The sequence below is a fragment of the Vibrio toranzoniae genome, from assembly GCF_024347655.1.
Classification (GTDB): Bacteria; Pseudomonadota; Gammaproteobacteria; order Enterobacterales; family Vibrionaceae; genus Vibrio; species Vibrio toranzoniae.
In genome coordinates this window covers 2,037,524-2,049,593 of record NZ_AP025514.1, presented here as the reverse complement: position 1 = coordinate 2,049,593, position 12,070 = coordinate 2,037,524, and the positions used below count along the sequence as shown (strand labels likewise).

Annotated in this window: 10 protein-coding genes; 7 read left to right on the top strand and 3 right to left on the bottom strand. The window is 43.3% G+C overall.

The window, feature by feature from the left end; genetic code table 11:
- Positions 1-67: 67 nt before the first annotated feature.
- The 3 genes from OCU50_RS09075 (at position 68) to pyrF (ending at position 2,353) form a co-directional block, all read left to right on the top strand.
- Positions 68-340, top strand: coding sequence for a LapA family protein (locus tag OCU50_RS09075; RefSeq protein WP_017057039.1), 273 nt, complete (start codon positions 68-70; stop codon positions 338-340).
- A gap of 11 nt (positions 341-351) precedes the next feature.
- Positions 352-1,527, top strand: coding sequence for a lipopolysaccharide assembly protein LapB (lapB, locus tag OCU50_RS09070; protein WP_060468050.1), 1,176 nt, complete (start codon positions 352-354; stop codon positions 1,525-1,527).
- Positions 1,528-1,657: 130 nt separating this feature from the next.
- On the top strand, positions 1,658-2,353 hold the full coding sequence (pyrF, locus tag OCU50_RS09065) for an orotidine-5'-phosphate decarboxylase (protein WP_060468049.1): 696 nt from the start codon (positions 1,658-1,660) through the stop codon (positions 2,351-2,353).
- Positions 2,354-2,454: 101 nt separating this feature from the next.
- Here pyrF and miaE read toward each other — a convergent pair whose 3' ends face one another.
- Positions 2,455-3,249 carry a tRNA isopentenyl-2-thiomethyl-A-37 hydroxylase MiaE gene (gene miaE, locus OCU50_RS09060; RefSeq protein WP_279614546.1) on the bottom strand — a complete coding sequence of 265 codons (795 nt, stop codon included), beginning with the start codon at positions 3,247-3,249 and terminating at the stop codon, positions 2,455-2,457.
- Positions 3,250-3,353: 104 nt separating this feature from the next.
- Positions 3,354-4,118 carry a hypothetical protein gene (locus OCU50_RS09055; RefSeq protein WP_060468047.1) on the bottom strand — a complete coding sequence of 255 codons (765 nt, stop codon included), beginning with the start codon at positions 4,116-4,118 and terminating at the stop codon, positions 3,354-3,356.
- Between the two features lie 322 nt (positions 4,119-4,440).
- On the opposite strand from OCU50_RS09055, the gene cysB reads away from it, so the two are divergent.
- Both cysB and OCU50_RS09045 read left to right on the top strand, forming a co-directional pair.
- Positions 4,441-5,415, top strand: a complete 975-nt coding sequence (gene cysB, locus OCU50_RS09050) for an HTH-type transcriptional regulator CysB (protein WP_060468046.1) — start codon at positions 4,441-4,443, stop codon at positions 5,413-5,415.
- Positions 5,416-5,563: 148 nt separating this feature from the next.
- Positions 5,564-6,766 (top strand): methyltransferase, encoded by a 1,203-nt coding sequence (locus tag OCU50_RS09045; protein WP_060468045.1) that lies wholly within the window; start codon positions 5,564-5,566, stop codon positions 6,764-6,766.
- A 157-nt stretch (positions 6,767-6,923) separates the two neighbouring features.
- On the opposite strand, the gene ald is transcribed toward OCU50_RS09045, so the two are convergent.
- A complete protein-coding gene (ald, locus tag OCU50_RS09040) occupies positions 6,924-8,048 on the bottom strand; it encodes an alanine dehydrogenase (protein WP_060468044.1) in 1,125 nt (374 codons plus the stop codon).
- Between the two features lie 156 nt (positions 8,049-8,204).
- Here ald and lrp point away from each other — a divergent pair, with 156 nt between their 5' ends.
- Positions 8,205-8,699: a leucine-responsive transcriptional regulator Lrp gene (gene lrp, locus OCU50_RS09035; protein ID WP_060468043.1), complete on the top strand. Its 495-nt coding sequence runs from the start codon at positions 8,205-8,207 to the stop codon at positions 8,697-8,699.
- 163 nt (positions 8,700-8,862) lie between these two features.
- Positions 8,863-11,997 (top strand): DNA translocase FtsK, encoded by a 3,135-nt coding sequence (locus OCU50_RS09030; protein WP_060468042.1) that lies wholly within the window; start codon positions 8,863-8,865, stop codon positions 11,995-11,997.
- Positions 11,998-12,070: the final 73 nt, after the last annotated feature.

The following is a 12,070-nucleotide window of genomic DNA, read 5'->3' as shown; positions in this document are numbered from 1 at the left end:
ATATGGTGGTCTGATTAGCAATTTTCCTGCATAATCGTACAGCTAACCAACCAATGAGTGATGAACTATGAAAATTATAAAAATAGTCGCCGTTATCGCACTTTTCCTAATTGCACTGGCTTTAGGCTCTCAGAACCAAACCACTGTGAACTTCAATTATCTGCTAGCACAAGGTGACTTCCACTTATCCAGCTTATTAGGTGTGGTCTTCGTTTCAGGCTTTGGCCTTGCTTGGTTAGTCTTTGGTAATATGCACATGCGATCTCAGCTGAAAATTCATCGCTTGAAAAAACAGCTTAATAAGCAATCAAAGCAGGTAGCTGCTGCCACTAAAGCTTAAGGCTATATTTGATGTTAGAGTTACTGTTCTTACTTTTACCAATTGCCGCTGCTTATGGTTGGTATATGGGTAATCGTAATGCTCAGCAAGAAAAACAGAAACAATCACACCAGATCTCCCGTCAGTATGTGACGGGTTTGAATCTACTGCTGTCGGACCAATCTGACAAAGCAGTAGATCATTTTATCGAGCTACTTCAAGTAGACAATGAAACCATCGATACGCACTTGGCCTTGGGCAATTTGTTCCGTTCAAGGGGTGAAGTCGACCGTGCTATTCGTATTCACCAAAATCTTATCTCTCGTTCGGGGCTTACTCTCGATCAGAAAAACCTCGCACTACAACAGTTAGCTAAAGACTATATGGTCTCTGGTTTTCTCGACCGCGCCGAGAAGATCTTTGAACAGCTTGTCGAAGAACCCGATCATAAAGAGGGTGCTTTACAGCAGTTGGTTGCTATTTATCAGCAAACACGAGAGTGGCACAAAGCTATCCATTACGGAAATATCTTAGTGAAACTCGGTAAGAAGAAAATGAAGATGCGTGCGACAGTTGCACATTTTTGGTGTGAGCTTGCGATGCAAGAACAAGCTGATGGTAATCGCGCTAAGGCACTTCAACACTTTAAGAAGGCTTTATCTGAAGACCCTAAATGTGTTCGTGCTAGCATTGCTTTAGGTAAGTTCCATTTAGCAAACGAAGATTATCAAAAGACAATTACTTGTCTGGAGTCGGTTCTCGAGCAAGATATCGACTTTATTAGTGAGGTATTGCCAACCCTTGCAGAGTGTTACCACAAGATCGGACGGGAAGCTCAATTGGTCGAGTTCCTTAAAGCTTGTATTCAGAAGAAAGCCGGAGTATCCGCTGAACTGATGCTTGCTCAGTTGGTTGCTCACCATGAAGATGTCGGGTCAGCCCAAGAACTACTGACTAAGCAACTTGTCAAAAACCCAACAATGAAAGGTTTTTATCGACTAATCGATTACCACCTAGCTGAAGCAGAAGAAGGCCGAGCGAAAGAAAGCTTAACTACTCTACAGTCTATGGTGGGTGAACAATTGAAGCTTAAGCCGCATTATCGTTGCCATCAGTGTGGTTTCTCAACACACTCAATGTATTGGCACTGTCCTTCATGTAAAGGGTGGGGGACGATCAAGCCTATTCGTGGGCTTGATGGTGAATAGATTTGTGGTCATTTTAAGACCAAATTTTTAATTGCAGCTTTCGGGCTGCATTTTTATGACTGTTATTTATCACCCGCTATGTGTAGGTGAGTAGATATTTTGTAGAAAGTTAACTGCGTTAGGAGATGAAATGAACGACCAAAAAATCATTGTAGCCTTGGATTATGACAACCAAGCGGATGCGTTAGCCTTTGTTGATCGTATTGACCCAGCATCTTGCCGCTTAAAAGTCGGCAAAGAGATGTTTACCTTGTTTGGCCCTGAGTTTGTTCGTGAATTACATAAGCGTGGTTTCTCGGTATTCTTAGACCTTAAATTCCACGACATCCCTAACACATGTTCAAAAGCAGTGCGTGCTGCCGCTGAATTAGGCGTTTGGATGGTGAATGTACACGCCAGTGGCGGTGAGCGTATGATGACGGCTTCGCGTGAAATTTTAGAACCATATGGTAAAGATCGTCCGTTGTTAATCGGTGTGACGGTACTTACCAGCATGGAGCAGTCTGATCTAGCGGGTATCGGTTTAGACCTAGAACCACAACTGCAAGTAATGCGATTGGCTTCTCTTACTAAAAACTCTGGCCTAGACGGTGTTGTATGTTCAGCACAAGAGGCTTCTTTACTGAAAGGTGCTCTTGGTCAGGAGTTTAAGCTAGTGACTCCTGGTATTCGTCCTGTAGGTGCTGATGTTGGTGACCAGAAGCGTATCATGACGCCGTCTAAAGCGATTGAGTCGGGGTCTGACTATCTTGTTATCGGCCGCCCAATTACGCAAGCTGTAGACCCTGCAGCGGTTCTTGCTGAGATTAACGGCACGCTTGTGTAAGTTTATCTGTAGATAGCGATGCAAAATAAGAAGGCCAGCAATTTGCTGGCCTCCTTATTTATTGATGAGACATAAATTGGTTTGGATTTACTATGCTGAGCTTAAACTGGAGTACCGCTATGGAATTTAAAATCACTGTCTTCTGAAGATATTAAGTCAGCTTCTACTTGCGCGAAGTGAGCAATACGCTCGGAGATATCTTTGCCTGCGATCTGCTCTGCTAACTCAAGGTAATCTTGATAGTGACGCGCTTCTGAGCGAAGCAAAGACACGTAAAACTTCTCCATGTCTTCTTCTAAGAAAGGAGCAAGTTTCGCGAAGCGTTCACAAGAACGAGCTTCAATGAAGGCGCCGATTATAAGTTTATCGACCAGAGCATCTGGCTCGTAAGTTTTTACTTGTTTGATTAAACCTTTAGCATAGCGACCCGCCTCTATCGGTTGGTACGTGACGCCTTTCTTTTCCATCAATTCTAGTACTTGGTAGAAGTGATGCAGCTCTTCTTTGATCAGTAACACCATTTTCTCGATCAGGTCTGCACCATAATTGCAGCCATCTTTCGCTGTGATTTGTTTTGATACGTTGCTTTTACCACGAAGTGACTCTAGATCTCCGATACGACGATAAGCAAACTGCTCGTATGGCAGGATCCACTCATTCAGTTGTTTTGCACTCTCTTTATCAACCGCGTACTTACGGATAAGGAACAGAGCGCTCTGAGCCGCTTTAAGCTCACAAAGCATGTGATCACGTAGAATGATGTGCAGGTTTTCTGGCTTTTTGGCTTCATCGATCCATGAATCTGGCGTTTCAGCTTTAAGAAAGGAGTGAATTGGATCTAATAATTCTTGATACATGTTCGGGGCAAGTTTGTTGATAATGCGGGATTTTATCACAGCTGAAGAGATCTCCCTATATCGGGGAAGGAAATTCGATAGGCACAAAAAAGGCCACTTATTTACTATAGATAAAGTGGCCTTTAAGCATTTTAGTTAAACTCTTACCACTTCTTCTTCTGACCGAAGAGGGCATCCATATCGTCATCACGCTCTTTAGATTCTATTTGTTGTAAATCTTGTGCGTTTTTATCTAGGCGCTTCTGATCAAGGTCGTTTAGCATCTGCTGAAGCTTTTCTTTTGCTTGATTAGAATATGCATCGTTTTTGGTTGCTAGTGCATCTATACCTTTACGTAGTAACTGAATCGCCGTTCCCGGTTGTCCACGAGAGATAGAGTCATTTGCACGTTTAATAACGTTCTCGATGTTGATGCGGATCTGAATCGTTTCTAGACGAGCGTTTTCTACTACATAAGCCTGAGTCTCGAAGCGGCCTTTATTGTGCTCGTTACGCACCGTATCGCGTAGGCGCTTAACTAATTTAAGCATCATGATCGCCTGCTTGTCACTGCTTGGAACTCGAAAAGTAGTGCTCTCGCCACCTTGATAGTTCTCTTTGAGCTGAGTGATTTGTTGCTTTACGCTTTCGATGCGTTGAGCTAGTTGCTTATTTTTTGGGTCGAGTTGATACATGTTTTCCAATGCATCAAGAATTCGATTATTTAAGCATACAAGAAGATCTTGGCTAAAAGGCATGTGATGAGCATTGCCAATCAACTCTTCTGTTCCGTCAATAATGGTTAGATAACGAGAAGCTTCCTGCTTCTTTGCTGTTTCTACCTTAACTTTATATTGAAGCATGATGTTGTAGCCTAAAACTAACACCAAAAGAACGGCTACTAAGGCAATGATTAAACCAATATTCATATATTTGTGTCTGCTTGTTGTTTTTTATAGCTAACTAGAAAGGATACACGATTCCATGGCGTATCGGCACTCGTAAATTGCAATTTATCATTATCTCTTGTTGAGCGTAATCGGCAATCAAAACTTACTAACTAATGTATGAGAATGAGGAGTAGGTTGCAAAGCGTTATTGGTAGTATTGTTTTTTAACCTATAAAAACTCAATATTTCTGTCATTTTAGGGCTTGAGGCGTTATAACTATTAATTATATTACACGAGACTATAACGCTCCCTTTACAAATAAGTTATCACAGAAATGAGTAAAGGATTACGGGGTTAAATATGAAGTTACAGCAACTGAAGTACATTGTTGAGGTTGTAAACCATAACCTAAATGTTTCTGCGACAGCAGAGAGTTTGTACACATCTCAACCGGGTATTAGTAAACAAGTTAGATTATTAGAAGATGAGTTAGGGATTCAGATCTTTGAACGTAGCGGTAAACATTTAACGCAGGTTACTCAAGCTGGTGAAGATATTATTCGTATCTCTCAAGAGATCTTAGCCCGTGTTGAAAGTATTAAATCCGTTGCGGGTGAACACACTCATCCTGAGATGGGGACATTGAATATTTCAACAACACATACTCAAGCTCGTTATGCTCTGCCTGATGTAATTAAGGGCTTCACGGCGCGTTACCCAAAAGTATCACTTCACATGCACCAAGGTACGCCTAGCCAAATGTCGGAAGCGGTTGCTAAGGGTACGGCTAATTTTGCAATTGCAACGGAAGCGCTTCATCTTTACCAAGATGCGATTATGCTGCCTTGTTACCATTGGAACCGTTCAATAGTTGTTACTAAAGATCATCCTCTGGCGCAAAAACGAAATATCACTATCGAAGATCTTGCTGCTTACTCTCTGGTTACCTATGTATTTGGTTTTACTGGTCGCTCTGAGCTGGATACAGCATTCAATAAAGTTGGCTTAACACCTCGAGTGGTATTTACAGCCACTGATGCTGATGTGATTAAGACTTATGTTCGAATGGGCATCGGTGTTGGTGTTATTGCAAGTATGGCCATCGACCAAGAACAAGATACTGATTTGGTGGCCATTGATGCCAGCCATCTGTTTGGTGCAAGCACCACAAGCATCGGCTTTAGAAAGGGCACCTTCCTGCGTTCTTACATGTTTGATTTCATGGAGCGTTTTGCACCGCACTTAACTCGCCCTGTAGTAGAGCAAGCGATTTCTTTGAAATCGAATGAAGAGATTGAAGAGATGTTTAAAGATATCGAGCTACCTGTTCGTTAATCCCATCGTGCAAATCTAGATTCTTATTCGGCCTGTAGATACAGGCCGTTTTTCTTTCTGATTTCTATCTTTCTTTGCTGTTCTTTTTATATCGACCCTTTCTATTTCTTTTTCTTACCCCTACAATCCTCGCACCATAGGGGGAAGCATGCATTCACGATTTAAAACACTCGATTCATTCCTGCTTGAGAACCAAGTTTACTGGCGTTCAGATCCTTTCCACCTATGCCAAACTCAGCAACAACCTTGGGTTGATGTGAATCGCCCGCTTGTCGATTGGTTGGATAGATTGAGTATCGAGAATATTCAGATTCTTAAAGAACAGCCTCAAGTGTTGGTAGAAGAGCTTATTGGTTTTCTTCCCGAGTTAGAGGAAGCGAATCAAAGCATTCAGTTCACTTCCACAGCACTTAAAGGGCTAACGCTTCCACGAGGTACCGAAGATGGCATTCCGGGAAGAAAGCTACAACAGATTGTTTCGATGGGCGAGGCTTCGCTTGACCATCACCACGGCAAAGAGTGGTTGGAGTGGTGTTCTGGAAAGGGCTTCCTCGGTCGTATCTTATCTCAACAATCGAAGCAAAAAGTGACCAGCTTCGAGTGGCAACAATCACTATGCGAAAGCGGGCAAAAGATTGCAGATTCACAACGTTTAGAAATGATGTTTGTTCAAGGTGATGCGTTTTCTGACAGTGCAGATGAGGTATTTAATCCAAATCAACACGCTGTCGCACTGCATGCCTGTGGCGACCTTCATGTTGAGTTGGTTAAAAAGTCGGTCTCACACGGGCTACCAGCAGTCACTATCTCACCTTGTTGTTATCACCTTATTCGTGACGAAAAATACCAACCAATGTCATCAGTTGCGAAAAAATCCGCTTTAACACTGAGTAAGAGTGATTTACGAATCCCACTTCAAGAAACGGTTACTGGTGGTGAAAGAGTAAAGCGACATCGTCAGTTAGAGATGAGTTATCGTTTGGGTTTTTGCCAACTGCTTAAGGCTGAGCTAAATATCGATGAATACATCCCAGTACCGAGCATCAAGAAATCAGAGCTATCTGACGGGTTTGAATCATTTTGCCTGTGGGCATCTGAAGTGAAAGAGTTACCACTTGGTACGGATATCGATTTTGAGTTCTATTTTGCTCAAGGCGAGAAACTTTTCTGGGAAATGGAGAAGCTGAGTTTGGTTCAGCAAGTTTTCAGGCGACCGCTAGAGATATGGCTAGCTTTAGATCGCGCTATCTACTTGCAAGAGCAAGGATATGAGGCAAGCATCGAAGAGTTTTGTGATCGCAGTGTCACGCCTCGAAATCTGTTGATTCATGGTGTTAAGAGCGACCGGTAAATCTCACGAGTATAAGACAGGCCGTTGATCATAGTTCACGAGCGATAGTGCTATAGATACAAAAAAGCCAGTTCGAGAAATGTCGGACTGGCTTTTTATGTGTGGGTTAACTGGACGCTTCAACGAGAAGATGTACGCTCAGTTAGTCACTACATCATTAGTTAAACATTGCGATAGCTTCTGCTGGGTCTACGTATTCTAGGTCAAAGCTCTCTGCAACTTCTTTACAAGTCACTTTACCATGAATGACGTTTAGACCTTCTAGGAAACCTTCATCAGACAGAAGTGCTTCGCGGTAGCCTTTGTTTGCTAGCTTAACAATGTAAGGAAGTGTTGCATTGTTTAGCGCGGAAGTAGAAGTACGAGCAACGGCACCAGGCATGTTTGCAACACAGTAGTGAACTACGTCATCAACGATGTAAGTTGGGTCTGCGTGAGTGGTTGCGTGAGAAGTCTCGAAACAACCACCTTGGTCTATTGCAACGTCAACAACTGCTGAACCTGGCTTCATCTTAGCGATATGCTCTTTAGTAACCAGTTTAGGAGCCGCTGCGCCTGGGATCAGTACAGCACCGATCACTAGGTCAGCTTCTAGAACATGCTTCTCGATAGCGTCTTCAGTAGAATAAACCACTTTTGCGCGGCCTTGGAATTCTTCATCCAGGCGACGAAGTGTATCTAGGTTACGGTCAAGGATTGTAACATCAGCGCGAAGGCCAACAGCCATACGTGCTGCGTTAGCACCAACAACACCGCCGCCAACAACAACAACTTTTGCCGGCTCAACACCTGGAACGCCACCAAGAAGAAGGCCACAACCACCATTAGATTTCTCTAATGTTTGTGCACCAGCTTGAATAGACATGCGCCCAGCGACTTCAGACATTGGTGCTAATAGTGGCAAGCGACCCATATTATCTGTTACAGTCTCATAGGCTACACAGACAGCTTTGCTCTTGATAAGCTCTTCAGTTTGTGGAAAATCTGGTGCAAGGTGTAAATAGGTAAATAATATTTGCCCCTCGCGAAGCATAGCTCGCTCGACAGCTTGAGGTTCTTTAACCTTTATAATCATCTCTGCTTTTGCGAAAACGTCAGAAGCAGTAGGAAGAATGGATGCGCCTACAGCGATGTAATCATCGTCTGAAAAACCGATACCATTACCGGCATTGGTTTCTACAAAAACTTGGTGGCCGTGTGAAATAAGTTCTCTCACGCTAGCTGGGGTCATACCAACGCGGTATTCGTGGTTTTTGATTTCCTTAGGTACGCCAATGATCATCCTGATTCCTTATTTTATTTTGGTTGTTTTATCTATGTGTAGGGTAATTCTGTCGAATTAATAGCTAGTATAGATGGGTTTAAATAAAATTTGATACTGAATATTAAAAAGTTGTAGTATATTTTTTTGCAAGGAAGTAATAAGGTGGAATAAAAAATGGCAGACAATTATAAGAAGCCGTCCAAGGAACTAGATCGTATTGACCGCAACATTCTTAATGAGTTGCAAAAAGACGGTCGTATCTCAAACGTTGAACTCTCGAAAAGAGTAGGACTTTCTCCAACTCCATGTCTTGAGCGAGTTCGCCGTTTAGAACGTCAAGGTTACATTAATGGGTACACAGCGTTGCTGAACCCACAGTACCTCGATGCTTCACTTTTAGTGTTTGTTGAAATTACGTTGAACCGTGGTGCTCCAGATGTGTTCGAGCAATTCAACACCGCTGTTCAGAAACTTGATGATATCCAAGAGTGTCATTTAGTGTCGGGTGATTTTGACTACCTTCTAAAAACTCGAGTATCCGATATGGGTGCTTACCGTAAGTTATTAGGTGATACGTTGCTGCGTCTACTAGGCGTAAACGACACTAGAACTTACGTGGTAATGGAAGAAGTGAAACAAACTAATCAACTTGTGATTAAGACTCGTTAATCATAATTGATGAAATGAAAGAAAGCGGACTTTTGTTCCGCTTTCTTGCTTTCTGGAATTGGGTTTTTTGGTTTGATATGGTTAAATCAACAGTAGTTTCATTGAAACGAGCGGCTTGGTCCGCTCGCTGTGTTTTTATCTCGTTCAATTATTAAGTTGGTTTATGTTCAAGCAGAGCAGTAATAAAGTAGAAACAATCATTAAAACGAGTGAAGAGCCTCAGTCTCCTCGTTTAAGTGGTTCTCAACGTCTAAAAGAGTGCAGCCTCATACTGGGTGTTCTTTTCTCTATTCTACTTGCCGTGGCGTTATTAACTTTTAGTCCTGCAGACCCATCATGGTCACAAACGGCATGGGGTGGTGACATTCAAAATGCGGGTGGCTATCTAGGTGCATGGTTGGCGGATACACTTTTCTTTATATTTGGCTCTCTGGCCTACCCGATACCTATATTGGTAACGGTTACTGCATGGGTGCTGTTCCGAAAACGTAATGAAGATGAACAGATAGACTTCATGTTATGGGGATCTCGCTTACTTGGGCTTACTGTGCTGATTCTTACTAGTTGTGGTCTAGCGGATATCAATTTTGACGACATTTGGTATTTTTCATCAGGTGGTGTGGTTGGTGATGTACTAAGTAGCCTTGCACTTCCAACTCTGAATATTCTTGGTAGCACACTTGTTCTCCTGTTCTTATGGGGGGCTGGCTTTACTCTATTAACGGGTATTTCTTGGCTAAGTATTGTTGAATGGCTAGGCGAAGGCGCGCTCAAACTTTTTACGTCTGCAGTCAATCGAGCACGCGGACAAGATCAAGAACTGCTAGAACCTGAGTTGAAGGAGTCGGCAGATCGAGATCGGTTTGAAATGCGTCATCAAGAGCCTACTTACCGGGATATATCTTTTACTGAAGACGCGAAAGACGCAGATCAAACCGCTTTTGATCCTGCAATGAGTTTCCCTGCGACAGCTGAGCCTTCAGAGACTGCTACAAGCACGTTAGACGATACTGCATCGCAAAGGCGCCATTACAATATCCACATGCCTGTAGAGGCTCCTAATAAGACGGTTGCCTCCTCAAATGAACAAAAAACATCAGCCCACAATGAGAGAGCCTCTGTAGAGCAGCCCCTTGTTCCCCCTGTCCAAGATACAAATGAGTTATTGGAAGAGGGCGTAGAGCGTTCAAAACAGTTGAATGCGACTATAGAACAGTTAGAAAGTGCCGCTATGTATGAAGATGATCTTGCTGAACATGATCAGGTGGGTGCACACGAATCTCAAACCTCATACCAAGAATATGCGCAGAGTGATCAGTCACAAGTTAGTGCTGCTAGTGATATTGACGTTGATAATGCGGCCTCAGAAATGGGTAGGACAGAAAAAGTAAAGACTGAGTTCGATTCAGAAGGTGTTCAACCTGAGTCGTTGTATGCTGCATCAGCGGATGAGCAAAGAGAAATGTCACAAGCGTTTTCAGCGCAAGAACCACCTATTGATATGACTGAAAACCCGTTCTTTGAACCGAATTCAAAATTTGATATTGAACGAGCAGAAGACGAAAACACAGAACAACCGGAGTCTTTGTCTAATGGACAAGAGCAGTCTGAACTTACGAAATCAATAGAGCAAAGGCAAGATCCTATCGTTGATCTTCCTTGGGAAGAAGTGACAGAAGAAGAGCCTTTACATGAGGACCAAGATGTTGCTGCGTTCCAAAGCAAAGTGTCTAAAGCACAGGCTAATATGGCAGCGGCACAAAATCCGTTTTTAGTTCAGCAAGATGTGAACTTGCCAAAGCCAGCAGAGCCGTTGCCAACACTTGAATTGTTGTTCCATCCTGAAAAGCGTGAAACCTTTATCGACCGTGACGCACTAGAAGCGATTGCTCGTCTGGTTGAATCGAAACTAGCGGACTACAAGATCAAGGCTGATGTAGTTGATATTTTCCCTGGTCCAGTGATTACTCGATTTGAGTTGGATTTGGCTCCCGGTGTGAAAGTAAGCCGTATCTCAGGGCTTTCAATGGACTTAGCACGTTCGCTGTCTGCATTGGCAGTACGTGTCGTGGAGGTTATTCCGGGTAAGCCTTATGTAGGCTTGGAATTACCGAACATGAGTCGTCAAACGGTATTCTTCTCAGATGTGGTAAGCAGTACTCAGTTCCAAGAAGCGAAATCACCAACAACCGTAGTCCTCGGGCAAGATATCGCAGGTGAAGCGGTGATTGCTGACCTATCGAAAATGCCACACGTTCTTGTAGCGGGTACAACTGGTTCTGGTAAGTCTGTAGGTGTGAACGTGATGATCTTGAGTATGCTTTACAAGGCATCACCTGAAGACGTTCGTTTCATCATGATTGACCCGAAAATGTTGGAATTGTCTATATATGAAGGTATTCCACATCTATTGTCTGAAGTTGTGACTGACATGAAAGATGCGTCTAACGCCCTTCGTTGGTGTGTAGGCGAAATGGAACGTCGTTACAAGCTGATGTCGGCGCTTGGTGTTCGTAACATTAAAGGCTACAACGATAAGCTTAAGATGGCTGCTGATGCGGGTCACCCAATTCATGATCCATTATGGAAGCCGGGGGACAGCATGGACCCTGAAGCACCATTGCTTGAAAAGCTGCCCTACATTGTGGTGATCGTTGATGAATTTGCCGACTTAATCATGGTAGTGGGCAAGAAAGTAGAAGAGCTGATTGCTCGTTTGGCACAAAAAGCGCGAGCAGCCGGTGTCCATTTGATTCTTGCAACTCAACGCCCATCTGTAGACGTAATTACAGGTCTTATCAAAGCTAATATACCAACACGTGTTGCTTTCACCGTATCGACTAAAACGGATTCTAGAACCATTCTTGACCAAGGTGGTGCGGAGTCGCTACTTGGTATGGGTGATATGCTTTACTTACCACCGGGTTCTAGTCATACCATTCGTGTACATGGTGCCTTTGCATCAGATGATGATGTGCATGCGGTTGTGAATAACTGGAAAGCACGTGGCAAACCGAACTATATTGAAGAGATTACTAACGGCGATCAAACCCCAGAAGCACTGTTACCGGGTGAGAAAATGGAAGGCGATGAAGAAGTTGATCCTTTGTTTGATCAAGTTGTCGAGCACGTGGTTCATTCACGTCGAGGTTCAGTTTCGGGTGTTCAGCGTCGATTCAAGATCGGTTATAACCGTGCCGCACGTATTGTCGAGCAACTTGAAGCGCAAGGTATTGTAAGTGCTCCGGGTCATAATGGTAATCGAGAAGTCTTAGCGCCAGCACCACCAAAAAATTAGTTCCACTAGGAACTCATACCCATTAAGTCGGTCAAATCGAAAATATGACCGACTTATGTTTTAACAGGATTAT